Source organism: Flavobacterium erciyesense (genome assembly GCF_018069925.1).
GTDB lineage: Bacteria > Bacteroidota > Bacteroidia > Flavobacteriales > Flavobacteriaceae > Flavobacterium > Flavobacterium erciyesense.
In genome coordinates, this window is sequence record NZ_JAGPXB010000006.1 from 152654 (window position 1) to 178050 (window position 25397).

23 protein-coding genes are annotated in these 25397 nt (G+C 34.7%); 8 read left to right on the forward strand and 15 right to left on the reverse strand.

What is annotated here, in order from left to right; genetic code table 11:
* The first annotated feature begins 35 nt into the window (after nucleotides 1–35).
* From KBJ98_RS08685 to KBJ98_RS08700, 4 genes are all read left to right on the forward strand, one after another.
* A complete protein-coding gene (locus KBJ98_RS08685) occupies nucleotides 36–563 on the forward strand; it encodes a DUF6155 family protein (RefSeq protein WP_210789573.1) in 528 nt (175 codons plus the stop codon).
* Nucleotides 564–807: 244 nt separating this feature from the next.
* Nucleotides 808–2352, forward strand: a complete 1545-nt coding sequence (locus tag KBJ98_RS08690) for a DEAD/DEAH box helicase (RefSeq protein WP_210789577.1) — start codon at nucleotides 808–810, stop codon at nucleotides 2350–2352.
* Nucleotides 2353–2515: 163 nt separating this feature from the next.
* Nucleotides 2516–3853, forward strand: coding sequence for a DEAD/DEAH box helicase (locus KBJ98_RS08695; protein ID WP_210789581.1), 1338 nt, complete (start codon nucleotides 2516–2518; stop codon nucleotides 3851–3853).
* A gap of 204 nt (nucleotides 3854–4057) precedes the next feature.
* Nucleotides 4058–5128: a serine hydrolase domain-containing protein gene (locus KBJ98_RS08700; protein WP_210789585.1), complete on the forward strand. Its 1071-nt coding sequence runs from the start codon at nucleotides 4058–4060 to the stop codon at nucleotides 5126–5128.
* 15 nt (nucleotides 5129–5143) lie between these two features.
* Here KBJ98_RS08700 and KBJ98_RS08705 read toward each other — a convergent pair whose 3' ends face one another.
* A complete protein-coding gene (locus KBJ98_RS08705; protein ID WP_225899093.1) occupies nucleotides 5144–6388 on the reverse strand; it encodes a multidrug effflux MFS transporter in 1245 nt (414 codons plus the stop codon).
* 78 nt (nucleotides 6389–6466) lie between these two features.
* Nucleotides 6467–7186, reverse strand: coding sequence for a sulfite exporter TauE/SafE family protein (locus KBJ98_RS08710; protein ID WP_210789588.1), 720 nt, complete (start codon nucleotides 7184–7186; stop codon nucleotides 6467–6469).
* 106 nt (nucleotides 7187–7292) lie between these two features.
* Here KBJ98_RS08710 and KBJ98_RS08715 point away from each other — a divergent pair, with 106 nt between their 5' ends.
* Nucleotides 7293–7718, forward strand: coding sequence for an Lrp/AsnC family transcriptional regulator (locus tag KBJ98_RS08715; RefSeq protein WP_210789591.1), 426 nt, complete (start codon nucleotides 7293–7295; stop codon nucleotides 7716–7718).
* Nucleotides 7719–7912: 194 nt separating this feature from the next.
* Here the strand turns inward: KBJ98_RS08715 and KBJ98_RS08720 are convergent, their stop codons facing one another.
* On the reverse strand, nucleotides 7913–8419 hold the full coding sequence (locus KBJ98_RS08720; RefSeq protein WP_210789594.1) for a DUF2911 domain-containing protein: 507 nt from the start codon (nucleotides 8417–8419) through the stop codon (nucleotides 7913–7915).
* 178 nt (nucleotides 8420–8597) lie between these two features.
* Here KBJ98_RS08720 and KBJ98_RS08725 point away from each other — a divergent pair, with 178 nt between their 5' ends.
* Complete coding sequence (locus tag KBJ98_RS08725) at nucleotides 8598–10514, forward strand: DUF294 nucleotidyltransferase-like domain-containing protein (RefSeq protein WP_210789596.1); 1917 nt, start codon at nucleotides 8598–8600, stop codon at nucleotides 10512–10514.
* 2 nt (nucleotides 10515–10516) lie between these two features.
* Nucleotides 10517–11113: a 3'-5' exonuclease gene (locus KBJ98_RS08730; protein ID WP_210789597.1), complete on the forward strand. Its 597-nt coding sequence runs from the start codon at nucleotides 10517–10519 to the stop codon at nucleotides 11111–11113.
* A 9-nt stretch (nucleotides 11114–11122) separates the two neighbouring features.
* Here the strand turns inward: KBJ98_RS08730 and KBJ98_RS08735 are convergent, their stop codons facing one another.
* Genes KBJ98_RS08735 through KBJ98_RS08765 form a run of 7 tightly spaced genes read right to left on the reverse strand, consistent with a single transcriptional unit; the run spans nucleotide 11123 to nucleotide 16536 of the window.
* Complete coding sequence (locus KBJ98_RS08735; RefSeq protein WP_210789598.1) at nucleotides 11123–11620, reverse strand: 4'-phosphopantetheinyl transferase superfamily protein; 498 nt, start codon at nucleotides 11618–11620, stop codon at nucleotides 11123–11125.
* Nucleotides 11621–11637: 17 nt separating this feature from the next.
* Nucleotides 11638–11895 carry an acyl carrier protein gene (locus tag KBJ98_RS08740; RefSeq protein WP_166134423.1) on the reverse strand — a complete coding sequence of 86 codons (258 nt, stop codon included), beginning with the start codon at nucleotides 11893–11895 and terminating at the stop codon, nucleotides 11638–11640.
* A gap of 41 nt (nucleotides 11896–11936) precedes the next feature.
* A complete protein-coding gene (locus KBJ98_RS08745) occupies nucleotides 11937–13208 on the reverse strand; it encodes a beta-ketoacyl-[acyl-carrier-protein] synthase family protein (protein ID WP_210789599.1) in 1272 nt (423 codons plus the stop codon).
* Nucleotides 13209–13643 (reverse strand): 3-hydroxyacyl-ACP dehydratase FabZ family protein, encoded by a 435-nt coding sequence (locus KBJ98_RS08750; RefSeq protein ID WP_210789600.1) that lies wholly within the window; start codon nucleotides 13641–13643, stop codon nucleotides 13209–13211.
* A 14-nt stretch (nucleotides 13644–13657) separates the two neighbouring features.
* Complete coding sequence (locus tag KBJ98_RS08755) at nucleotides 13658–14710, reverse strand: type III polyketide synthase (protein WP_210789601.1); 1053 nt, start codon at nucleotides 14708–14710, stop codon at nucleotides 13658–13660.
* Nucleotides 14707–15378 (reverse strand): methyltransferase domain-containing protein, encoded by a 672-nt coding sequence (locus KBJ98_RS08760; RefSeq protein WP_210789692.1) that lies wholly within the window; start codon nucleotides 15376–15378, stop codon nucleotides 14707–14709. Before KBJ98_RS08760 ends, KBJ98_RS08755 begins: the two co-directional genes overlap by 4 nt.
* 42 nt (nucleotides 15379–15420) lie before the next feature.
* Entirely contained in the window at nucleotides 15421–16536 is a 1116-nt protein-coding gene (locus KBJ98_RS08765) for an NAD(P)/FAD-dependent oxidoreductase (protein ID WP_210789603.1), read from the reverse strand.
* Between the two features lie 100 nt (nucleotides 16537–16636).
* On the opposite strand from KBJ98_RS08765, the gene KBJ98_RS08770 reads away from it, so the two are divergent.
* Complete coding sequence (locus KBJ98_RS08770) at nucleotides 16637–17344, forward strand: hypothetical protein (RefSeq protein ID WP_210789604.1); 708 nt, start codon at nucleotides 16637–16639, stop codon at nucleotides 17342–17344.
* Between the two features lie 19 nt (nucleotides 17345–17363).
* Here KBJ98_RS08770 and acs read toward each other — a convergent pair whose 3' ends face one another.
* The 5 genes from acs to ilvD form a co-directional block, all read right to left on the reverse strand.
* The gene (gene acs / locus KBJ98_RS08775; protein ID WP_210789605.1) at nucleotides 17364–19271 is read right to left on the reverse strand and encodes an acetate--CoA ligase; all 1908 of its coding nucleotides are present in this window, start codon (nucleotides 19269–19271) and stop codon (nucleotides 17364–17366) included.
* A gap of 493 nt (nucleotides 19272–19764) precedes the next feature.
* Nucleotides 19765–21234 (reverse strand): ketol-acid reductoisomerase, encoded by a 1470-nt coding sequence (ilvC, locus tag KBJ98_RS08780; protein WP_210789606.1) that lies wholly within the window; start codon nucleotides 21232–21234, stop codon nucleotides 19765–19767.
* A 43-nt stretch (nucleotides 21235–21277) separates the two neighbouring features.
* The gene (gene ilvN / locus KBJ98_RS08785) at nucleotides 21278–21796 is read right to left on the reverse strand and encodes an acetolactate synthase small subunit (RefSeq protein WP_086454453.1); all 519 of its coding nucleotides are present in this window, start codon (nucleotides 21794–21796) and stop codon (nucleotides 21278–21280) included.
* 94 nt (nucleotides 21797–21890) lie between these two features.
* Nucleotides 21891–23585, reverse strand: coding sequence for a biosynthetic-type acetolactate synthase large subunit (gene ilvB / locus KBJ98_RS08790; protein ID WP_210789608.1), 1695 nt, complete (start codon nucleotides 23583–23585; stop codon nucleotides 21891–21893).
* A gap of 136 nt (nucleotides 23586–23721) precedes the next feature.
* Entirely contained in the window at nucleotides 23722–25395 is a 1674-nt protein-coding gene (gene ilvD, locus KBJ98_RS08795; protein WP_210789611.1) for a dihydroxy-acid dehydratase, read from the reverse strand.
* Between the last annotated feature and the right edge of the window lie 2 nt (nucleotides 25396–25397).

Here is a 25397-nt window from a genome sequence, read left to right on the forward strand (position 1 = left end):
TAAAGTAATTACTTTTGCAATCTTAAACTTTGATAATGAGTAAGCGAGAGTTAAAAAAATATATTGCAACACTAGATAAAGAACAACTTGAAGAACAAATAGTCGAGTTGTATGAAAAATTTAGCGCTGTCAAAGTGTATTATGATTTTGTTTTTAATCCAAAAGAAGACACCCTTTTAAAAGAATGTAAAACTAAAATTGCCTACGAATATTTTCCTGTCAAAAAATCGGGACGTCGTAGCAGACCAAAAATGCGTCGCTCCGTAGCTCAAAAATACATCAAACACTTTCAAATTTTAGGTGTAGATCCTTTTGTGATTGCCGATGTGATGTTGTACAACATTGAAATTGCTCAAACTTTTTCAAGCGAAAACACCATTAAAGTGGATGGCTTTTACAAAAGTATGTTCAACTCATTTGAGCAAGCGGTCGTTTTTTTAATTGCAAATGGAATTCTAGATGATTTCAGAAATCGATTAAGAGCTATTCATGCCGAAGCCATCCGTCAAAAATGGAATAATGAAACACAATTTGAAGCAGTTTTAGAACGATTGGAATATTAATACAATAAGCCTTCATATTTTTAATATCCAACTATCAAGATTTAAAATACAATTGTAGCAGAATTCTACGTTTTAAGTAATAAAAATTGATTTTTTAAGAAATTAGATTGAATTAAGTGGCTCAATTTGAGTTAAGCGGTCCTAGTTAAATCAATTTTATTTAATCTAACGCCTATTTTTTTTCTTAATTGTGGCGTAAAAACTGTTTTTTAGGCGTATTTTTGCAAAAATCCAATATTTACCAATGTCCCAAAACACTTTAGAAATAGAAATCGAAGACAAAAAAGAACTTTATGCGTACCAAAAAGGCGATATCGATGCCATTTTTGAACGCATAGATAATGCACCGGAAAAACATCATTTACTATACCAACTCCCAACTGGAGGTGGAAAAACTGTTGTGTTTTCAGAAATTGTAAGACGTTATTTATCACAACACGATAAAAAAGTGGTGGTGTTAACGCACCGAATCGAGTTGTGCAAGCAAACCTCAAAAATGCTAAAAGGCTTTGATGTAAAAAATAAAATCATCAACAGCAAGGTTAAAGATCTACCAGACCAAAACGAATATTCTTGTTTTGTGGCTATGGTCGAAACACTTAAAAACCGTATCAATGATGATAAATTGCATCTTGATAACATTGGTTTAGTGATTATTGATGAGGCACATTACAACTCATTCCGCAAGTTATTGAGTTCCTTCAAAAACGCATTTATATTAGGAGTGACGGCTACGCCATTAAGCTCTAATATTAAATTACCAATGCATCAAAGTTATGATGAGCTTATAGTAGGTGATACCATTAGCTCATTAATCGAAAAAGGATTCTTAGCAAAAGCAATTACTTACAGTTATGATGTGGGTTTGACCTCGTTAAAAGTAGGTATTAACGGAGATTACACCGTAAAATCATCTGATGATTTGTACACCAATATGGCCATGCAAGAAAAATTATTGCATGCCTACACTGAAAAATCTATTGGCAAAAAAACCTTGATTTTTAACAACGGTATCAACACTTCGTTATATGTATATGAAACGTTCAGAGAAGCGGGGTACGGCATCAGACACCTAGATAATACAAGTAGCAACGAAGAGCGTAAAGAAATTTTACATTGGTTCAAGCACACGCCAGATGCAATTTTAACATCAGTAGGAATTCTTACCACGGGTTTTGATGAGCCAACTGTTGAAACTATTATCTTAAATAGAGCGACTAAGTCACTTACTTTATACTACCAAATGATTGGTCGTGGATCTCGAAAATTGCCTGGCAAAGATTCCTTCACCGTAATCGATTTGGGTAACAATGCCGCACGTTTTGGCTTGTGGAGCGAGCCGGTAAACTGGCAACATATTTTTAAATCACCTGAGTTTTATCTTGAAAATTTACGTGACGATTCAGAGATTGAAATGTATTTCAAATACAGTATGCCACCTGATCTTCGCGAAAAATTCAGCAAAACAGAAGTGGTTACTTTTGACGTAGAAGAAGAACATAAATTGATTATCAAGCAAAATTTACGCTCTAAAGAAGTTTTAGATAAGTCTCTTGACCAACACGCTGCCATGTGTGTTGACAATACTGAAACCTTGCAAGAAGCCAAAGTACTTGGTAAATTATTAGAAGATGATATTGAATGCCGCATCAAGCGTTATGCAAAATGTTTGAGTCAGTGCAGTAAAAATTATCGCGAATGGCTCGTAGACGATTATAAAGTCAAACTCGTTTTGCTCATCGGTAAAAAATACCGCGAAAAAATCATGAACGAACCTGACGAAGATTAATCTATCTGTTAGGAGCTATTTCCCGCTATCCGCTGTATTCCCGATAAATAAAAACTACGGCTAAAAAGCCTTGTTTTTCTAAATCGGGAGATGCCGCTACTATCGGGGCTAAAAAACGAGCAGGCAACAACTATTTTTTTAAAACATTCAAAATCCAAAAAACATGTCAAAACAATTCTCTGATTTAGGAATTTCGGCACCACTGGTAAAAGCAATTACCGATCTGAAAATTGTTGTGCCAACAGAAATTCAGCAAAAAACAATTCCGATATTACTTTCAAATACAACTGATGTAGTGGGACTTGCACAAACTGGTACAGGAAAAACGGCTGCTTTTGGATTACCAATTTTACAATTAATAGATACTACTACAACGCACGTTCAAGCTGTAATTTTGGTGCCAACGCGCGAGTTAGGCCATCAAATTACACGAAATTTAGAAGATTTTGCCAAATACTTACCTGAATTGTCAATAGCAGCTACTTGTGGTGGAATTCCAATTAAACCACAAATAGAACGACTTTCGCAACCTACCCACGTTGTAGTTGCAACTCCTGGAAGGCTAATTGATTTACTACAACGCAAAGCCATTGATTTGTCTAAAACAAAATTTCTTGTGCTAGATGAAGCTGATGAAATGGTGTCCATTTTAAAAGAAAGCTTAGACGAAATTATAAGTGCCTTGCCCAAAGAGCGTCGTACTTTACTTTTTTCAGCAACCTTACCTGGCGCAATCAAACAATTGGTTCAAAACTACCTTCATAAAAATGTGCAACATATCAGTGCACAAATGGAAACTGTAGGTCATCAAGGAATTGATCACGAATATATAGTTGTGGACCCAATTGAAAAATTAGATATTTTAATGCATTTTTTAAATTCAAGAGAAGGGGAGCGCGGCATCATTTTTTGTAAAACAAAAGCCGCCGTTAATAAATTGGCTAAAAACCTAGCCATAAACCGTTTTTCCTCTGGAGCCTTACACGGAAGTTTGTCGCAAGGTATTCGAGATCGCATCATGGAGCAATTCAGAGAAGGTCATATCAATATTTTAGTGGCTACAGATTTGGCTGCAAGAGGTATCGATGTAAAAAATTTGTCGTACGTTGTCAATTATCATTTGCCTGATGTGTACGAAGCTTATGTGCACCGTAGCGGAAGAACAGCTCGTGCTGGCGCAAAAGGATTGGCTTTGACCGTTTTGCAAGCGGAAGAAGTAGCTGAAATTGCTGATTTCGAAAGAGAATTAGGTATTACTTTTACGCCTTTTCAAAAACCAAGTGCTTTAAGTATCGAGCAGAACAATACTTTACTATGGGCTAAACAAATTTTCAAAACCAAACCCAACCACGATGTCGACGTTGAGTTTAAAAATAAAGTAAAAACGATTTTTCACCATTTAACAAAAGATGAATTGGTAGAAAAATTACTAGCGAATTATCTTTTGCAAAATAAAAATGAACCAGCTGAAAAAGTCATAAAAAGACAGAAAATGAAGTAACAGATACTTCATTAAACATAAAAACATCACTCGAACGTAACAGTTTTGGTGATGTTTTTTTTGATGTTAAAATTAGTACTATTTTATTCTATAATTTGGCTTCTTAGAAAAGCTTAAATTTTATAGAAAGAGCTATAATTTTAAAATTACGTTAAACCTTTTAAAAAATCAACAGTCAAAACAACAAACCAAAATTAAATAATCATGAAGAATTTAACACCATTTGTGGTTTTATGGCTATTTTTTACATCTTGTAGCGGAGATGATAATCCAATCTCACCACAAGTACCAACAAATATGTATTTCCCACCCACAAGTTCAAACACTTGGGAAACACAGTCTAGCAATAGCTTAGGATGGAATCAAGCCGCGATAGGACCGTTGAAAGATTTTCTGACGCAGAAAAACTCCAAATCGTTTATGATTTTGGTTAATGGCCGAATCGTTATGGAAGAGTATTTTAACGGTCACAACGCAACTACTTCTTGGGAGTGGAATAGCGCTGGAAAGACTTTAGTGTCAGCAACCACAGGAATCGCACAGCAAGAAAATCTTTTAGATATAACTATGCCGGTCTCAAATTATTTAGGTAATTCCTGGACAGCAATGCCTTTGGAGAAAGAGCGATTGATTAAAGTTACTGACTTGTTAAGCATGACATCAGGGAATGATGACACCAAACAATTTGTAATAAAATCAAATATAACCTATGTTGCTGATGCGGGTACAAGATGGGCTTACAGCAATGTTTTTCAAAAATTATTTGATGTTGTTACATCGGCAAGTAAACAAAATTTTGAAACGTATTTTAATGCCAAACTCAAAAATAAAATAGGAATGGATGGTTTTTGGAATTACGGAACGATATTTACTGTTTATCATAGTACCACCCGAAGCATGGCTCGTTTTGGATTATTGGCCTTAAACAAAGGAAAATGGGAAAACGAAACCATTATCAACGAAACTTTTTTTAACCAAAGTATAACTCCATCGCAAGCAATTAATCCTTCTTATGGATTTTTATGGTGGTTAAACGGAAAAAATAAATACATGGTTCCGAGTGATCAAACTGTTTTTCAAGGCTTCTTAATCCCATCAGCACCGGCAGATATGTATGCCGCGATGGGAGCCAAGGACCAACGTATTTATGTAATTCCGAGCAAAAAAATGGTAGTAATTCGAATGGGAGTAGCATCTGATCCAGATAATACTAATTTTGCAGTATCAGGTTTTGATGAAGAGCTTTGGGAAAAAATAAACGCTGTTATTCAATAAATAGACAGCATCAATTTAATGTACCATTACTACTTCGTTATCAGTTGAAGTTGTAATAGTATTTTTTATTTTGCGTTTTCCAATTAATAAAACAATAAGTGCCAATACTGTTGTTCCAGTGATTAGCCATACCATTGGCACAATTGAGTTGGTTACAAAAACACCAACTGCAAATGAAGCCAATGCTCCTAATCCAAGTTGAATTGCACCCATTAATGCCGAAGCACTTCCTGCATTTCGAGTGAAAGGTGCGAGGGTAAGTCCTGCGGTATTCGGATTTGATATTCCTAAACAAGCCAAAAACAGAAATAAAAGGGCAATTGTGCTATACAGATTCAATAAATGATTTATCGCCAAAATTATAAACAACACGCTAATTCCTGTTTGTACCAATAGCGCGCCTAAAATCATTTGCTCACTTGTAAAACGTTTTAAAAGCACAGAATTTAACTGACTCGCTCCAATAAAACTTAAGGACATAAATGCAAAAATCCAACCGTACATTTTTGCATCGACGGTATATATTTCCATAAATAAAATAGGAGAAACAGCAACGTAAGTAAATAACCCTGAAAATGCTATTGATCCAGCAAAAGCGTAGGTATAAAACTGAGGCTCTTGTAAAATAACCCAAAAATTGGTCAAAATAGGTTTTGGTTTTAAGGATATTGTCGGATCTGGTTGGTAGGAATTTGGTAATCCAAACTGAGCTGCTAATAAAATAAAAATTCCAATCACCATCAAAATTAAAAATACAGTATGCCAACCGTAATCAGCAGTAATGTAACCACCAACGGTGGGTGCTAGCATAGGAGAGAGCCCTACGACTAACATCAACATTGAAAAAACTTTCGGAATGTCTTTCACCGGAAACAAATCACGAACCATCGACACAGAAGCTACTGTTGCAGCACAACTTCCTATGGCTTGAATGAATCGTAATCCAATAAAAGTATCAATATCCTGCACAAAAACACAACCCAATGAAGCCAAAATGTAAACTAGTAATCCAATAAACAAAGGTTTTTTTCTACCAAAACGATCCAATAAAGGACCATACAACAATTGCCCCGCCGAAATACCAATAAAATAACTTGATAATGTCATGGCTACTTTTGCAACCGTCGTCTTTAAATCTATTGCAATGCCAGCAAAACCTGGTAAATACATGTCAATTGAAAAAGGACCTAATGCTGTTAAAGCTCCCAGAATTAAAATTAATTTAGTGTAAGTTCCTTTTTTCATTGCAGTGCCATTCATAAATTTCAAATTTTTGGCAAAGATACGTTTTAAGAATCCCAGAACAGAATAGGAATCGCTTAAAAAAGGTTTATGAAGCTAGTTTTTAATCAAAAGTAAAACACCAGATACACAAAGTAAAAAAAGCATACTGTTTTTTAGCATGGTTTCATTGATAAAGGAGTAAACTTTTTTCCCTAAGAATAATGCTATAACAAAGAAAGGCAACACATAAAGTGCATTGTAAAATTGTTGCCAAGTCAAAATCCCTTCAAAAGCAAGTACGGGAATACGCATCAAAGTGATGAGTCCCAGAACACCAAACATAGTAGCGCGAACTACTTTAACATCTGGAGTTTGATTCTTGATGATGATCAAATACAATGGTCCGCCGGTTGAAAATACTCCTGAAAAAAAGCCACCCAAAAATCCAAAAAAGAATTTCATCTTAGTTAATACTTTAATTTCACTTGCCGATTTTAGGCTGTTGAGCACAAATAATAATATAAAAATACCTAAAGCCTTTTTGAGAAAAATAGGCTGACCATAAGCCAAGACAAGAATCCCGATTAGTAATCCGAAAAAAGAAGAAACAAACAGCTGTTTCAGTAATTGTTTATTGATTAACCGCCATTCTTTATAAACATGAAAAGGAGTAGATAGCATGTAAAAAATAGACAAATAACCAATAGCATCAGGCAAAGGCATTACAAAAAGAAGTACGGGCAAAGCAATTAAAGCGCCTGCAAAACCCGTTACGGTTTGCACAAAGAATCCTAAACAAATACCAATCGTGAGCCAAAAAACAGTGTAATCCATTTGGCAAAATTAGATTAGAAAACCGTATTTTTTAAAATAGAATCAACGGAAAAAATTATAATTTACCTTTAAAAAATGTAATTTTACATCTTAAACCAAAAATAAAATGGTAGACTCATTAGATTTAAAAATAATAGATTGTTTGAAAGTAAATGCGCGAAGTTCATTTGTAGAAATCGGAAAACAAGTTGGTCTTTCGCCGTCATCCGTGCGAGAACGTGTGCAAAAACTCGAGGAAAATGAAGTTATTACTGGATATCAAGTACAGTTGAATCCGGCTAAACTAGGTTTTGGTTTAGAGGTGTTTATCATGTACAAATTATTCAGTGGTAAACTGATGATTTTTTGTGCGGATTTGGCTTTATTCCCAGAAATTTATGAAATTCATCGTATTACGGGAACACATAACATTTTTATGAAAGTAATTCTACGAGATCAAATGCATTTACAACAATTTATTGATAGACTTTTAGGCTATGGAGAACCAACAACACACTTAATTTTATCTGATTTAAAAGAAATTAAAATCTAACAAGATTTTGAAGAATAATAAGTTTTTCTAGTCGTTATTAAATGAACTATAATTTATATTATGTAAAATAGTAAACTTAACTTCTCACACTAACTATAAATAAATCTAATTATACCCTAATTAAGGAAGCCTAAATTAGGCTCATAAAAAAAAGCATTGCTTACACAATGCTTCTCTATTCAATAAAAATGATTTTATTTTATGTTGACTACAAAATCCCAATTTTCCCAACTTAGTACAACAGCATTCTTTTCTACAGTATAAACTAATTTCTCAGTTGTTTTTTTAGAAGCTTTTTGTTTAACCGTCACACGCAATTGATCTTCAGTTTGCTTGTATTTGTATGCTCCCCATTGTTTAGCTTCTTTGTTAAAAATGATAACAGATTCTTTTTCTGATGGTAAAACAAAAAATGAATATTTTCCTGCTGGTAGTTTTGTACCTTCTACAGTAATTTCCTTATCGGTTTCAAATGTTGTTGCATCATTTGCACCAGCACGCCATACTTGATTAAAAGGTACTAAAGCACCCCAAATAGCTCTACCATTTACCGATGGGCTTCCATAATTAATTGTAATTGTAGCTCCATTAATTTTTCCTGTTACAGATTCTTTTGTACTTGTCGGTTTTCCTTGTGCTGAAGCCACATTAACAAGTAAAAATCCAATAATTGCAAATTGTATTTGTTTCAATAATTTCATAATAAATTAGTTTAGATTTGAGTTAAAAGTAAAACAACTTTAACTTTTTTTCATGCTTTTACGTTACTTTTATGAAAACATTAAGGATTGTACAAATTGTGTGTTTTGCCATGTGCTACCTTGCAGTAGTGTTTTTTAATTTCTTATTTTTACCATCGATTACAACACTTGAACCATTATGAATTCGATAGCTGAACAAATTGCTGATTTTTTAAAAGAATATGCGCCCTTCAATTTTTTGACATTTGAGGAGTTGTCCAATATTGCAACGAATATTCGGGTAGTTAATTTGGAAAAAAATAAATCTCTTTTCCAAATAAATGATGCATTACATGATAGTTTTTATGTAGTAGCTCAAGGTGTCATCAACTTATCTGTTATTGCTGATGCAGAGGAAACATTATTAAACAAATGCGCTCCTGGCGATATTTTTGGCTTACGTCCTTTTTTTGCTAAAAACAATTACATGATGACCGCTAAAGCCCGCGAAGAATCGTTAGTTTATGCAATTCCCATTGCTACCTTTCGTCCTTTTGTTGCAAATAATTCCGAAGTGCTCAATTATTTATTAGAAAGCTTTGCTGTCAATACCAGAAATCCAAAAGACAAAGAAAATTTAATAGGAAAATTAATTAGTGATAATGTTTTTTATTCTGATCAACAATCAGAAATGCAGTACTTTCAGTCGTTAAATTACAATACCTCACCACTAGTTACCAACCGCAATTGTTCGATTAAAGAAGTTGCTTTACTAATGACCGAATCATTGAAAGACAATGCGCTGGTTGTCGAAAATAGTTGGCCAATTGGTATTGTAACCGATTGTGACATGCGCTCCAAAGTGGCTACTGGTCGCTATGAGTTGCACACACCAATAACATCAATAATGTCTTCTCCAGTTATTACAGTGGTAGAAAACATTTCGCTTGCCGAAGCACAACTTGTTATGCTCAAAAATAACGTAACTCATTTGTGCGTGACCCAAGATGGTACAGACAAGTCTGCTATAAAAGGAATTATATCTGAGCACGATTTAATTGCAGCTCAAGCAAATAACGCTGGCGTTCTTATAAAAGAAATTAAAAGAGCTCAAAATCCGAAAGAATTAAAGCAAATCAGAAATCGTGTTACCGATTTAATTCAATCTTCTATTTCTAAAAATATCCCGTTATCACACGTTTTCAATATTACGAGCGAAATTAATCTGGCAATTATTAAAAGAAGTGTAGAACTTTCTATTTTAGATTCAGGCTCGCCTCCTGCCCGTTTTGCATGGTTAAGTATTGGAAGTCAAGGGCGAAAAGAACAGCTATTACGTACTGATCAAGACAGTATCATTGTATTTGAAGATGTTGCTCCAGAAAAATACCGAGATGTAAAAGATTATTTTCTTCGACTTGGCAAAAAGACTACCGCTACACTTGAAAAAATTGGATTTGACTACTGTCCAAACGGACATATGGGTAGTAATATACTTTGGTGTAAATCCCTGACTGACTGGATAAAACAATATGATAATTGGATGAATACTCCAGGAGAGAATTCAAATGATTTAAGTAGTATCTTTTTTGATTATGAAATCACTTTTGGTGAACAAAAAATTGAGGATGCAATAAGCGATACTATCTTTAAAAATGCTAAAAACAATGCCTTGTTTTATGATTTTCTGGGAAATGATGCATTGCGAAAAAACTCTCCTTTAACGTTTTTCAAAAATTTTAATTTAGAAGAAGACGGTCCAAACAAAGACAAATTTGATATTAAAACTAAAGCATTAATGCCTTTAATTGACGGCGCACGTTTGTTCACCTTAAGTTTTGATATTCGCGGAATTAATAATACGTTTCAACGCTTTAAGCAATTGTCACTTACAGATTCCAAACATGCTGAAATTTATTTAAATTGTGCGGAGGCGTTTTTAACTTTATCAAAATTTAGAACTTTAGAAGGTCTAAAAAATGACAACGATGGACAATTCATTAATCTTGAAGAACTTTCAAAAATTGATCGCGAAAAATTAAAAAATGCATTAGCACCGATGCGTGAATTAGAAGAATTGATTAAAAGCAAATTTCAACTTACACAATTTTCATAATTATGTTAGACTGGTTAAAAAATATTAACAAAGAATATCCAGAATTTTGGAAATCTTACAGCTCGAAATTCGATAAAAAATCTTCCCGATATGTTATTTTGTCTACTGAAACAACAGGCTTGAATCCAGAAAAAGACGTGATATTGTCGTTGGGAGCTTTTGCTGTCAAAGATAACGCAGTGCACATCGGTGATAATTTTGAAAGTTATCTAACTCAATACAAATTTTTACATGACAACGGCTTAACAAACGAATTCATGATGGAAAGTACTATCAAAAAAAGTAGCGAACCACAAGCCATTCAATCTTTTATAGAATATATTGAAAACGCTATTTTAGTTGGGCATCACATTGATTTTGATGTGGCTATTATCAACGAAGCCTTAGAACGAATGGGATGCGGTAGACTCAAAAATGAAGCCTTAGACGTAGATGTGATGCACCGTAAGCTAAATGATATTAGTGATAAAGAAACTTCTCTTGATACTCTTTGCGAATTGTATCACGTTCCCATTAGTGACCGTAACTCGGCAGCTGACGATGCTTACAAAACGGCACTACTATTTTTGAAATTAAAATCAAAGTTAAAGATCAAGTAGGAAGTTAAATTATAAAATTTGATCTAGCATTGCGGCTTGCCAAAATTTTCCGTGATGAGTAACTGAAATTGGGTAATCAAAACCTAATTCTTCTTTTCGAATAAAAGGTAGACCTTCTTTTTTAAATATTTTATGGTCTTGTTTTAATTCTAAAATGGCCGAAAAATGTTTAGGATCAGTAACGGCAATTGTATAGATTTTGTCATTGTCAATCAATGTTTTAGTAAAAAAAATTTTGTCTTTAAAATTTACCTTTCCAAATACACTTGTATCAATTGAACATTCAAACTGTATCGGATTAAAAACTCTCGTTCCTGTTTCTCGATTGAAAATTTTATAAGCCGCTTCCTTCTGGGACCATAGTTTCCAAACCATTTGCTCTTGGTCTTTCGCGGTTTCGATATAAAATTGCTCTTTGACAGAAAAAATTTTATTCAAAAAACCGGGCCGCTGCCAGTTACTTTCTAACCTCGCAACGCTCAAATCGATTACATCGTTCCCAATCACATTTTCTTATTTTGCAATTAATCTCGTGCTGCTAATTTTTCCTCAATGATTGCCATTGCCGCTTTTACTGTTAACATTTTCTCCATCGATTCATTATCAATAATAATATTGTATTTTTCTTCGATATCTAAAACAACATCTACTAAGTTAGCAGAGTTAATCTTTAGATCTGCAATGAAATCAGTTTCTTCAGTTAAGTTTTCAAAAGCTTCGTTGTTAGCAATATAAGGTTTTATAATTGCTTTTAGTTCGATTATGGTTTGTTCTTTATTCATTTTTTTATTTTTTTCTCCACTAATGTAGCAAAGATTATTGATCATTCGTACTTTTTAAAAACGATACATGCATTCACATCGCCAAAGCCAAAACTGGCTTTTATGGCATACTGCATATTTTTTTCTAGCTTTGTTCTTGGTATTTTTTCCTCGTCAATAAGATCTGTAATTTCAGGATGTAAATCAGCACAATTTAAATTCGGAAAAACAAAACCTTCATGCAATTGCAAAACAGTAGCCACACTCTCAATACTACCTGCTGCTGACAAGCAATGTCCAACCATTCCCTTGAGTGAATTTATTAATGGAAAATCGTTCCCTTTCCGATTCAAGGCTTTTGTCCAATTTTCAATTTCCAAACTGTCTTTTGAAGTTGCAGTTAAATGTCCATTTATTAAATCGATATCATTTGCTGCTACTTTTGCATCCTCTAATGCATCTACAATGCATTTTTGTACAGCAATCGCGTTTGGAGCTGTCATGGTTCCAGTTCCTCGTTGTCCGCCGGAATTACAACTGCCTCCTAAAATTTCGCCGTAAATGGTAGCGCCTCGCGCTAATGCACTTTCTAAATCTTCCAAAACTAAAGCACCAGCGCCACTTCCCGGCACAAACCCTGATGCTGTTGCCGATAATGGTCGCGAACCTGCTTCAGGATCCTGATTGTGTTTAAAAGTACACACTTTCATAGCATCAAAACCTCCCCAAATATAAGGTCCTGAGTCACTTGTACTGCCAGCTAACATGCGCTTTGCTTTACCTGTTTTGATACGTTCAAAAGCCATTAAAATTGCCTCTGTGCCAGTTGTACAAGCAGATGAATTGGTTGTCACTTGATTTCCTAAACCTAATTTTCCGCCAAGATAGGCACTCACACCGCTATTCATGGTTTGAGCAACAGCTGTGCTCCCCAATCGACGGGTTTGCAAATCGTCTATTTTATAAATGCTTTCGCGAAATTTATCAATTCCAGATGTTCCTGTTCCAAAAATAGTTCCGCTTTCCCAGTCTGGATTTTCATTGTTTTCCATAGGTAAACCAGCATTTTTCCAGGCCTCAATACCAGCAATTACTCCGTACAGAATACCACTAGAATTAAAATTACGCAATTCAAGTTCCGTGAAATATTGCAATGCGAGTTCAGGAGAAACAGATGGTGTTCCAGCTATTTGACATGAAAATTGTAGGCGTTCCAATTTTGTATCATGCTTTATTCCTGAAATTCCATTTTTGATGGCATTTGTAAACTCATCAAGGCCAACCCCATTTGGAGCAACAACACCTAGACCCGTGATAACAACTCTCTTTTTCATTTATTTAGAAATTATCATTCCTGCAATTGTTCCTCTACAAACTTCTTCTTCTTTTTCATTTATCATAAGGACTTTACATTTTAATTTTCCGAATCTAAAATATATTTTTTCAGAAATAACAGTCACTTTTTCATTTGGGAAAACAGGTTTTAAAAAATCTATTTCTGTTGATGTTAAGCCTATTGAAGTACTTTTGTTAAATGAATTGTCTAATAAAAAAACACCTAAGCAAACCAATCCAATTTGCGCCATTACCTCGGTTAAAATCACACCTGGAGTTACAGGATTATTTACAAAATGACCTTTATAGAACTCTAAATTTTCATCAAATCTAAACGTTCCCTTGACACCATTTTCATCAATATGCAGAATTTCATCTACAAATAGAAAAGGTTTTGAATACGGAAGCTTGGCTAAAGTTTCATCGTTTTTCATTGGACTTTTATCTTTTAAAATTGCAATAAAATACGCTGAGCCGAAAATCCAGGACCAAAACTTAACATTAAACCCTTCTCTCCTTTTGCAGGCTGCGCATCCATAATTTGTTCTAAAACATATAAGACAGTTGCACTTGACATATTACCGTATTGTTTCAATACCTCTTTTGTAGCGTCAATATTTTTGCCCAATCCTAAAAATAATTCTTCTACTGTTTGAATAATTTTTTTTCCACCAGGATGAAAAATTAGATGATCGATTTCATTGATTTGAAAGTTATTTTTCTCCAAAAAAGGATGAATGATAGCCGGAAAATGTGATGCTATAGTTTCAGGAACTTCAATATCTAAAACCATTTGTAAACCAGAATTGGTCAGTTTAAATCCCATCATATGAATGTTATCATAAAAATGATACATCTCGTCGGCAATGATTTCTGGTCCCTCATCATCTTCGTGTGAAGATAATAATACGCAAGCAGCTCCATCACCAAAAATGGCAGCACTCACAATATTGGCCATGGAATAATCATCGAGTTGAAATGTAGCTGTTGGACTCTCCACGGCAATAACAGCCGCGCGCTTGCCAGGATTGGCTTGCAAGAAATTTTTAGCATAAATCATTCCTGAGATTCCGGCAGCACACCCCATTTCAGTAACTGGAAGGCGAACAATATCTTGGCGCAATTGCAATGCGTTTATCAAATAGGCATCAAGAGAGGGAATCATAATACCAGTGCAACTCACCGTAATGATATAATCCAAATCTTTTGGGAGCCAATTTGCCTTTTTTAGGGCTTTATCGAGTACTTTTTCACCTAATTGTATGACTTCACGAATGTAAATATCATTACGTTCCTCAAATGAAGTTTTGGTAAAAACTTCAATAGGATCCATAATAGAATATCGCTTATCAACAGCAGCGCCTTCAAAAATTTTCTTTACTTTTCTGATAAATCGATCGTCCTGACCAAGGAGCCAAGCATCTAAAAAAGGCAAAATTTCTGCAGTTGTTCTTGAATATTGTGGTAGCTGCTTAGCAACTGATTTTATTTTTACACTCATTTTTTGGTAATTATCCATTGGTATCGAAACGCCCATTTCCAGCGAATGGTATCGTTTTTAAAATTAAGCTTTTTCGAAAATTCTTCTAAATCTTCTTTTTTAAAACCTCGTAAGATAGATGTTAATCCATCTTCGCGAGACATAGCATTCAATTGAAATACAAAACACAAAGCCTGAAATAATCGATAAGCAACAGCACTGCGATGCAAATCGTTAATTACAACACCTAAGCGAGCTTGTTCATAAAACACTGCTAGTAGCCTTTCTATTTCTTGATCTTTGAAATGATGTAAAGTCAAAGTGCACAAAACAATATCACATTTTATTTCAACAAATGAAGGACTAAAAATATCTAAGCATTCGTAACTTATATTTGGATAGTTTTTTGATAAATTTTGTGCATGATTAATCGTAAATGCATTCGCATCAATTCCTATTAATCGGAATTTAAAATTATTTTTTGTACCAAAATTAGCTAAAGACCGCAACATATCACCATTACCGCAGCCTACATCAACGATAACAATTTCTTTTTCTGAAGCAGTACTTTTTAATAGTTTTTGCACTCCCTTTAAAGTAAGCGCATTTCCTCCCAGAAGTTGATTAATAGATGCAATTTTGTCCAAAGCATCTCGAAGTATTTCACCCTCAAGTGCAAAATCATCCATGATTTCCGCTTCTTCTGTTCTGTATTTTGTTTGTATCAATTGTTAAACGGTTTTACCATGAGTTTGTTTGATTATTAGTGGCAGTAAAAACGGAAAGAAAGCAAAAATTTGAAGTAAAAAATTCGCAACTTTAGTTTTTTGCAACACATAGCCTAGTATTCGACCCATTAACAAACGAGATTTAAAATTTTTGTTCCACTCGCTTTTATAACGTTGTTCCATTGTTTCTCTTGTACAATTACCATTTAAAAAATTGTGAACTTGTTCTGAGGCAATTTTTGCACTATGCATGGCCATTGCCATTCCGTTACCACAAAGCGGATGAATCAATCCTGCGGCATCGCCAATGATTAACATGTGGTTTTCTACACATTTTTTCTTGACAAATGAAACTTGACTAATTGTAATGGGCTTTTCAAATTGACATATAGCTTGTTGAAAGATAGTCTTTAATATTGGATTTTTCTCTACCCATATTTTTTGATAGTCATTTAAAGAAGGAAATTGTTTAAAAGAAGTGTCGGTTGCCAAATAACAAATATTTACTAAACCATCTTCAATACGAGAAACTCCACAATAACCGCCTTCAAAATGATGTAAACCCACCAAATTATCTGGAAAATCAACTCGGTAATGCGCTTTTACTCCTAACCAAATATCTTCATTTTTTCTAGAGAAAACCCTACTTAATTTATTATCTAAATTTGATCTTTTGCCAAATGCTCCTAACACAATATCTGCTGAAAATGTTTCGCTGTTAGTTTGCACAATGAATTGATTGGTTTTAAACTGTACATCGATGACAGTATCTTTATAAACCATGCAACCTAATTGCTTTGCGTATTGAAAAAGATAATTATCGAGTAACTTTCGACTAACACCGAAACCACCTAAAGGTAAATTAGTATGCAAACTTTTTCCGGATTTCAATGAAAAATGCAACTTAGTTATGTTTGATGTCTTCAAAGAATTGATATCTATCTGTAAAGACTGTAAATACGATAGAATTTCATTAGAAATGTATTCACCGCATACTTTGTGTTTTGGAAAATCATTTTTTTCTAAAAGCACCACTTGATGATTTTTTAAGCGAAGATCAATAGCCGAAACTAAACCAGCTAAACCACCGCCTATAATAACAACTGTTGCCTTTTTCATATAAAGTAAATTTACTAATTTATGTTCTTAAATGCGTGCCAAATCATTTTAAAAACAAATATAATTTTGCAGGAAACTGTAAAAATTTTAAATTTGTCAAATGGTAATTAAAAACATTGTTGCACAGCTAGTTATATGTACCTTACTCCTTTTTTTTATCGCTTACTTTAGCGCTGGTATTGTAATAAATGTAAATTCGGTAGTTTATACCAAACCATTTATAATTCCTTTGTTTGTTTTTTATGTCTGGCTAAAACATCAAAAAAAACTCCCCACTCTTTTTTATTGGTATAGTTTTTTCTTCTACGTCAACGAAGTCTTATTACTATTTTGGCAACATTCAAATCTTATTTATGAGCTTGCTTTAATTGTTTCTTTTTGCGGCTACATATGTTTGTGTTACATGGGGTATTTATCTGTTAGAAAACAAAAAAAAAGTTCGTTTTCTAAAGGGTATAAATTACTTATTGTGCTAATTAACTGTATGTTTCTACTTTCTGTTTTTTACTTTTTAAAGTCAATTATTCCAGAAAAATCCCTAGGTATAATTATATTTTTTAATAGTCTTTCAGCCATTTCTTTAGGTGTTATTGCAGTCTTGTATTTATCAAAAGTCACCTCTAAAAAAAGTTATTATTACTTTTTTGGCGCTTTTTGTTTAATAATAAATGATGTCTTCGCTGCTATAGGGACCTATTATTTTGATGATGTAATATTAAACACACTTGATAGAGTACTTCACTTTAGTTCTTTTTACTTAATTTACAAATTTGTAAGCATTACAAAAAAAAGGCTAAAAACAACTTAAGTCTTTAGCCTTCTCTATTTTACAATTTCCCTTCTTTAATTTCATCTACAATTTCAGGATTTAGAAGAGTAGTAATATCACCAAAATTAGAATAATCACCTTCGGCTATTTTTCGTAAAATACGCCTCATGATTTTTCCAGACCGCGTTTTTGGCAAACCAGAAACAAATTGAATTTTATCCAACTTGGCAATAGGTCCGATATGATCTGAAATATGTTGATTAATTTCTTTGCTTAAATTTTCTTTATTACGGGTTTCGCCTGTTTCTTTTAAAATAACAAAACCGTACAACGCATTTCCTTTAATATCATGCGGGAAACCTACTATTGCTGATTCAGCAACAGCTGGATGTTCATTGATTGCATCTTCAATTGGAGCTGTCCCCAAATTATGTCCCGAAACAATAACCACATCATCAACTCGACCTGTAATTCTGTAATATCCTACTTCATCACGCAAAGCACCATCACCAGTAAAAAACTTACCAGGGAATGCAGAGAAATACGTGTCTTTATATCTTTGATGATCTCCCCATATTGTTCTTGCGATTCCTGGCCATGGAAATTTGATACACAAACTACCAACGACTTGATTGCCTTCAATTTCGTTGCGCTTGTCATCCATCAAAACCGCTTGCACTCCAGGAAGTGGCAAAGTTGCGTAAGTTGGTTTTGTAGGCGTTACAAAAGCAATCGGTGCAATCATAATTCCTCCCGTTTCTGTTTGCCACCAAGTATCTACAACTGGACAACGCTTATCGCCTACGTGGTCGTTGTACCAATGCCAAGCTTCTTCATTAATTGGTTCTCCAACAGAACCAATTACTTTCAAGGACTTTAAAGGATATTTTTGAACAAATTCTATTTTTTCCTTTGCCAAAGCACGAATTGCAGTTGGTGCCGTGTAAAACTGAGTAATTTTATGTTTTTCGATTACATCCCAAAAACGACTAAAATCTGGATACGACGGAATTCCTTCAAATAATACCGTTGTAGCTCCATTTAAAAGTGGTCCATATAAAATGTAAGAGTGTCCTGTTATCCAACCTATATCAGCAGTACACCAAAATATATCAGTGTCTTCGTAATGAAAAACGTTTTTAAAAGTATAGGCGGTATACACCATATACCCTGCAGTGGTGTGAACCATACCTTTTGGTTTTCCGGTTGAACCAGAAGTGTACAAAATGAAAAGCGGATCTTCGGCATCCATGATTTCTGCTACATTATTATCTGAAGCTTCATCTAAAAGAGGTTGTAACCATTGATCGCGACCCTCCTGCATTTTTACATCAGTTTGAGTTCTTTTTGCGACTAAAACTTTTTCAACCGATGAACATTTTTCTAGTGCTTCATCAATTATACTTTTTAGATCAATTGTTTTGTTACCTCTAAAACCACCATCGGAAGTAATTACCATTTTGCAAGAGCTGTCGTTGATACGACTCGCCACTGCAGATGCAGAAAAACCTGCGAAAACTACGGAGTGAATTGCACCAATTCGGGCGCAAGCCAAAACCGAAACAGCCAACTCAGGAATCATTGGTAAATAAATACAAACTCTATCTCCTTTTTTGATCCCTTGTTCGCGCAAAACATTTGCCATTTTGCAAACTCTTTGGTGTAATTCGGTATATGAAATATGTAGAGCCTCCTCGGATGGGTCATTTGGTTCAAAAATAATAGCCGTTTTCTCCCCTCTTTTAGCTAAGTGCCTGTCGATACAATTTTTTACAATATTAACTTTAGCCTCGGTAAACCATTTAATATCGGCTTCGGCCATATTAAATTCTACCACCTTATCCCATTGCTGGTACCAAGTAAAATTTTCTTCTGCTATTTTGCCCCAAAATTTTCTAGGTTCGCGTACTGATTTATTGTAGTGTTTGAAGTATTGTTCTAGATTATCAATTTTGTAGTAACTCATAGTTTAATTTTTTATAAAAGTATTAAATCTGCGGCTACTGAGAAAATTATTTAAACCATAAATACTGCCAAAAAAAAGTCAAACTGAAAAATTTTGATTGTTTTTATTACAAATACGGTTGTTTTAATTGTTTTTACAGCAAAACTGTAAAATACAAAAAGGCGCAAAAGAAAAAATCTTCGCGCCTCTTACCAAACAAAAATATATAAAAAACAATTAAAATATTTTTTAAAACCCTTTTCTACAATTATCGAAATCACTTTACAAAAGGACTTATTACCACTTTTAAGATAAATTAGATTTTCAGTTCTTTCTTTTGATGAATTATGGGATTACCTCACTTAACTTTGATAAAAATCAAAGCTAAGTGAATGTAAAAGCATCCATACCTGTCGATCATTGTAACACTTTTTAACTAACTCAAGACATTATGAAATCAAATGATATAGTGCCAATCCCGCCACATCCTCATATGTGGTAACTCATTATTTGTTTAACTTATTTTTTTCATAGCAGTCATCGAAGCACGCAGCCATTCCCCAACTTCTTCAATGGGATGCTGTCTGATAGTTTTGTTTACTGCAATCAGTACGCTGTTATCAACTCCGTTCGAAGTTGCAAATGGTTTACCAATTACATTTGTTTTTACGGTTTTCATAAAATCAACTAATAATGGTTTACAAGCGTGATCAAATAAATAACAACCATATTCTGCTGTGTCAGAAATGATTCTATTCATTTCATATAATTTTTTTCTAGCAACAGTATTTGCAATCAAAGGCAATTCATGCAATGATTCATAATAGGCTGATTCTTCAATAATTCCAGATTCAGTCATGGTTTCAAAAGCCAATTCTACTCCTGCCTTCACCATAGCAATTAGTAAAGTACCATGATCAAAATATTCTTGCTCAGAAATGTGAGCTGCAGTTGGGGCTGTTTTTTCAAAATTAGTTTGAGCAGTTTCTGCTCTCCAAGTTAGAAGATTTACATCATCATTTGCCCAGTCAATCATCATGTTTTTTGAAAATTCACCCGAAATAATATCATCCATATGTTTTTGAAACAACGGACGCATGATTTCCTTTAATTCATCGGCCAAACGAAAAGCTTCAATTTTAGCAGGATTAGAAAGACGATCCATCATGTTTGTAATTCCGCCGTGTTTTAAAGCTTCAGTAATCGTTTCCCAACCGTACTGAATTAGTTTCGATGCATAAGCAGGCTCAATTCCCTCCTCAACCATTTTATCAAAACACAAAATAGATCCGGTTTGCAACATGCCACACAAAATGGTTTGCTCGCCCATTAAATCAGACTTTACTTCCGCCACGAAAGAAGAAAGCAATACCCCTGCTCTATGCCCGCCAGTGGCTACTGCATAGGCTTTGGCTTGAGCCAAACCTACATTATTTGGATCATTTTCAGGATGAACTGCAATTAGAGTTGGAACACCAAAACCACGTTTGTACTCTTCACGAACTTCTGAACCTGGACATTTTGGAGCACACATGATAACTGTGATATCCTTGCGAATTTGCATCCCTTCCTCTACAATATTAAAACCATGTGAATACGCCAAAGTAGCTCCCTTTTTCATCAAAGGCATAATAGCAGTTACAACAGCTGTGTGTTGCTTATCTGGTGTTAAATTGCAAACCAAATCAGCAGTTGGAATTAATTGTTCGTAGGTACCAACGGTAAAACCGTGATCGAAAGCGTTGTTAAAAGAGGCTCTTTTTTCTGTAATTGCATCGGTACGCAAGGCATAGGATATGTCTAAACCGGAGTCTCTCATATTCAAGCCTTGGTTTAAACCTTGGGCTCCACAACCCACAATTACAACCTTTTTACCTGCTAATGCATTGATACCATCGGAAAATTCAGATTGGTCCATGAATTCGCAAACGCCTAATTGTTCTAATTGTAATCGAAGTGGTAGTGAGTTGAAATAATTTGCCATTTTGTATTTTTTAAGGAAAGTATTGTTTTAGTTTTTAGTTTTTTTATAGTTGCTCTAGCATCGCTGAAATTTGCATTTTTTCTTTAGAGACTGAAATTCGGCCTGACCGTACAAATTGCATGATTCCAAATGGACGAAGCTTTTCGTATAAATCTTGAATTTCAGCACGCTGCCCTGATTTTGAAATCACAAAAAAATCACGTGCTACAGTTACAATTTCAGAATGACTTTCTTTGATGATGTTTTGAATTTGTTTTTCGTCAAAAAGCAAACTAGATTCTATTTTGAAAAGCGCATTTTCAAGAAAAATCGTTTCTTCGTCAACGTGATAAAACGCTTTGATTACTTCTATTTGTTTTTCAATTTGACCTACAATATTATGTACCCATTTTTCAGTAGTGTTTACCACGATGATAAATCGAGACACGTTTTCAATTTCTGATTCAGATACGTTTAAACTTAAAATATTGATATGGCGTTTTAAGAATATACCTGATATTCTGTTCAATAATCCCACGTTGTTCTCTGAATATACGGAGATGGTAAATGTTTTATTTTCCATTTTTTTTATGTTTAAAGTTTTTATGTTTAAAGTTTAAAGTTGCGCAACATTATTTTCAGGTTTTAACAACTTTAAACCTTAAACTTTAAACTATTTAGGACAAACGAATGTCCGATACCGATGCTCCTGTTGGGATCATTGGGAATACATTATTTTCTTTTTCGACCATCACTTCTAGGAAATACGAATCCTTAGAAGCTAACATTTCTGCAACTGCGCTATCTAAATCTTCCCTTTTTATTACTTTTTTCGCTTTGATGTAATAGCCTTCCGCAATAGCAATAAAATTTGGATTGATCATTTCGGTAGAAGCGTATCTTTTGTCAAAAAACAATTGTTGCCATTGTCGTACCATTCCTAAAAACTCATTGTTTAAGACTACAATTTTTACGGGAACTTTGGTTTGGAAAATGGTTCCTAATTCTTGAATGGTCATTTGAAAACCACCATCACCAATTATAGCTACTACTTCACGATTTGGCATTCCCATTTTCGCTCCAATTGCAGCTGGCAGAGCAAATCCCATAGTTCCTAAACCACCGGAAGTGACATTACTTTTGGTAGAATTGAATTTTCCGTAACGGCAAGCAAACATTTGGTGTTGCCCCACATCCGAGACTAAAATTGCGTCTCCTTTTGAGTGTTTGTTAATCATTTCGATAGTTTCACCCATTGAAATTCCTTCTTTTTTGGGTTGCAACTCCTCATTTATGACAGCTTCTAATTCAATTTCATATTTAGCTTTGAATTCATTGTGCCAAGAATCATGCGTGTTGTTTTCAATAAGAGGTAGCAAGGCGGTTAAGGATTCTTTCAAATCGGCCAAAACAGCTATATCTGTTTTTACGTTTTTATCAACTTCGGCTGGATCAATTTCAAAATGAATTATTTTGGCTTGCTTAGCATACGTAGCAAGGTTTCCGGTTACGCGGTCATCAAAACGCATTCCGAGAGCAATCAACACATCGCATTCATTTGTGAGTACATTGGGTCCGTAATTGCCATGCATTCCAACCATCCCTACATTAAGAGGATGAGCAGTTGGCAATGCTGATAAACCTAAAATAGTCCATGCAGCTGGAATACCTGATTTTTCTACCAAAGCTTTTAATTCGGCTTCGGCTTTACTCAAAATAACACCTTGACCCCAAATAATAAAAGGTTTTTTAGCGTTATTAATTAAAGCTGCTGCTTCTTGTACCTTATTAATATTAAGGATTGGTTTGGGATGATAACTTCGAATACCTGTACATTTTTTGTAACTGAATTCCATTTCATCAAACTGCGCATTTTTGGTAATATCAATTAAAACTGGTCCAGGGCGCCCCGATTTGGCGATGTAAAAAGCTTTCGCAATAATTTCTGGGATTTCAGAAGCTTCCGTAATTTGGTAATTCCATTTGGTAACAGGAGTTGAAATTCCGATGATATCAGTTTCTTGAAAAGCATCAGAACCCAATAAATGTTTACCAACTTGACCTGTGATGCAAACCATTGGTGTCGAATCGATTTGAGCATCAGCAATTCCAGTAACTAAATTGGTAGCTCCAGGGCCAGAAGTCGCAATTGCAACGCCTACTTTACCAGTTGCGCGTGCGTATCCTTGTGCAGCGTGCGTAGCTCCTTGCTCGTGACGCACCAATACGTGATGTAATTCGTCTTTAAATTTGTACAATTCATCATAAACCGGCATGATTGCTCCGCCAGGATAACCGTAAATTACATCTACGCCCTCTTCTAGTAAGCATTTTATAACGGCTTCTGCCCCAGATATTTTATTATTTTCCATTTTCTATTTTTATTTAGCCGCCGCCTCTTATAAATTTCACTAGCAACAGTAATTTCAATATCAATTTCAAAATTTGTGGCAATAACAATTAAATTTTTATGCTATTGATATTGCCTATTGAAATTGCTATTGGTTTTTATTTATCAGTTACGCAACCTGTTGAGGCGCTTGAAACTGACCGAATATATTTTAGTAAAACACCTTTTTTTATTGGTGTTTCTGGTTGTTTCCATTGTGATTTTCGATTTGCAAATTCCTCATCCGAAATTTTAAGATTGATGGTGTTTTTGACTGCATCAATGGTGATAATATCCCCATTTTGAACTAATGCAATACCGCCACCATCATAAGCTTCGGGAGTAATGTGTCCTACTACAAAACCGTGCGAACCACCAGAAAATCTGCCATCTGTAATCAAAGCAACACTTTTTCCTAAACCTGCACCCATAATGGCTGACGTAGGTTTTAGCATTTCAGGCATTCCTGGCCCACCTTTTGGTCCGCAGTATCTAATGACGACTACATTTCCGGGTTTAACCTCTCCATTTCGGACACCTTTAATTACATCATGCTCATTTTCAAAAACAATAGCATCGCCTTCGAAATATTCGCCTTCGTTACCGCTAATTTTAGCCACACAGCCTTCAGAAGCTAGATTTCCATATAAAATTTGAATATTTCCAGTACTTTTTAATGCTTTTTGAATTTTATGAATAACATCTTGACCATCATTTAAGTCAGGTACAGAAGCTAAGTTTTCGGCTAAAGTTTTACCCGTAACCGTCAAACAATGTCCGTGTAATAGACCTTCTTTTAATAAATATTTCATGACAGCAGGAACTCCGCCTACCGCATGAAGGTCTTCCATGAGGTATTTTCCGCTAGGTTTTAAGTCGGCAAGCAAAGGCGTTTTGTCACTAATTCTTTGAAAATCATCCAAAGTGATTTCGATATCTACTGAATGCGCCATAGCGATTAAATGCATCACAGCATTGGTTGATCCGCCTAAAACTGCTACCATTGTAATGGCATTTTCAAAGGCTTCGCGCGTCATGATATCTTTAGGTTTGATATCTTTTTCTAACAGAATTTTAATGGCTTTGCCCGCATCAAGGCATTCTTGCTTTTTTTCTGGGCTTAAAGCTGGATTCGACGAGCTGTAAGGTAAACTCATTCCCAAAGCTTCGATAGCTGAGGACATGGTGTTTGCTGTATACATTCCGCCACAAGCACCCGCACCAGGACAGGAATTTTGAATTACACCTTTGAAATCCTCAGGTGAAATCGTATTGTTAAACTTTTTCCCAAGGGCTTCAAAAGCCGATACAATGTTTAGTGATTCTCCTTTCCATTTTCCAGAATGGATGCTACCTCCGTACACCATGATCGAAGGACGATTAAGGCGTCCCATTGCCATAACTGAACCTGGCATATTTTTATCGCAACCCGGAATGGCAATCACGGCATCGTACCACTGCGCTCCTACAACTGTTTCGATAGAATCAGCAATAACATCTCGAGACACCAATGAAAAACGCATACCATCGGTACCGTTTGACATTCCGTCACTCACTCCGATTGTATTAAAAATCAATCCTACTAAATCTTCTTGCCAAACCCCAGTTTTAATGTCTTTTGCTAAATCATTAAGATGCATGTTACAGGGATTTCCCTCATATCCCATACTTACTATACCCACTTGGGCTTTATTCAAATCAGCTTCAGTTAAACCAATTCCGTACAACATGGCTTGCGCTGCAGGTTGCGTTTCGTCTTGAGTAATCGTTTTGCTGTATTTATTTAATTCCATTA

Excerpts from the sequence above, each read along its gene's own strand:
- KBJ98_RS08685 (WP_210789573.1), top strand. The coding sequence starts at position 36 with ATGAGTAAGCGAGAGTTAAAAAAATATATTGCAACACTAGATAAAGAA.
- KBJ98_RS08690 (WP_210789577.1), top strand. The coding sequence starts at position 808 with ATGTCCCAAAACACTTTAGAAATAGAAATCGAAGACAAAAAAGAACTT.
- KBJ98_RS08695 (WP_210789581.1), top strand. The coding sequence starts at position 2,516 with ATGTCAAAACAATTCTCTGATTTAGGAATTTCGGCACCACTGGTAAAA.
- KBJ98_RS08700 (WP_210789585.1), top strand. The coding sequence starts at position 4,058 with ATGAAGAATTTAACACCATTTGTGGTTTTATGGCTATTTTTTACATCT.
- KBJ98_RS08705 (WP_225899093.1), bottom strand. The coding sequence starts at position 6,388 with ATGAATGGCACTGCAATGAAAAAAGGAACTTACACTAAATTAATTTTA.
- KBJ98_RS08710 (WP_210789588.1), bottom strand. The coding sequence starts at position 7,186 with ATGGATTACACTGTTTTTTGGCTCACGATTGGTATTTGTTTAGGATTC.
- KBJ98_RS08715 (WP_210789591.1), top strand. The coding sequence starts at position 7,293 with ATGGTAGACTCATTAGATTTAAAAATAATAGATTGTTTGAAAGTAAAT.
- KBJ98_RS08720 (WP_210789594.1), bottom strand. The coding sequence starts at position 8,419 with ATGAAATTATTGAAACAAATACAATTTGCAATTATTGGATTTTTACTT.
- KBJ98_RS08725 (WP_210789596.1), top strand. The coding sequence starts at position 8,598 with ATGAATTCGATAGCTGAACAAATTGCTGATTTTTTAAAAGAATATGCG.
- KBJ98_RS08730 (WP_210789597.1), top strand. The coding sequence starts at position 10,517 with ATGTTAGACTGGTTAAAAAATATTAACAAAGAATATCCAGAATTTTGG.
- KBJ98_RS08740 (WP_166134423.1), bottom strand. The coding sequence starts at position 11,895 with ATGAATAAAGAACAAACCATAATCGAACTAAAAGCAATTATAAAACCT.
- KBJ98_RS08745 (WP_210789599.1), bottom strand. The coding sequence starts at position 13,208 with ATGAAAAAGAGAGTTGTTATCACGGGTCTAGGTGTTGTTGCTCCAAAT.
- KBJ98_RS08750 (WP_210789600.1), bottom strand. The coding sequence starts at position 13,643 with ATGAAAAACGATGAAACTTTAGCCAAGCTTCCGTATTCAAAACCTTTT.
- KBJ98_RS08755 (WP_210789601.1), bottom strand. The coding sequence starts at position 14,710 with ATGAGTGTAAAAATAAAATCAGTTGCTAAGCAGCTACCACAATATTCA.
- KBJ98_RS08760 (WP_210789692.1), bottom strand. The coding sequence starts at position 15,378 with ATGGATGATTTTGCACTTGAGGGTGAAATACTTCGAGATGCTTTGGAC.
- KBJ98_RS08765 (WP_210789603.1), bottom strand. The coding sequence starts at position 16,536 with ATGAAAAAGGCAACAGTTGTTATTATAGGCGGTGGTTTAGCTGGTTTA.
- KBJ98_RS08770 (WP_210789604.1), top strand. The coding sequence starts at position 16,637 with ATGGTAATTAAAAACATTGTTGCACAGCTAGTTATATGTACCTTACTC.
- acs (WP_210789605.1), bottom strand. The coding sequence starts at position 19,271 with ATGAGTTACTACAAAATTGATAATCTAGAACAATACTTCAAACACTAC.
- ilvC (WP_210789606.1), bottom strand. The coding sequence starts at position 21,234 with ATGGCAAATTATTTCAACTCACTACCACTTCGATTACAATTAGAACAA.
- ilvN (WP_086454453.1), bottom strand. The coding sequence starts at position 21,796 with ATGGAAAATAAAACATTTACCATCTCCGTATATTCAGAGAACAACGTG.
- ilvB (WP_210789608.1), bottom strand. The coding sequence starts at position 23,585 with ATGGAAAATAATAAAATATCTGGGGCAGAAGCCGTTATAAAATGCTTA.
- ilvD (WP_210789611.1), bottom strand. The coding sequence starts at position 25,395 with ATGGAATTAAATAAATACAGCAAAACGATTACTCAAGACGAAACGCAA.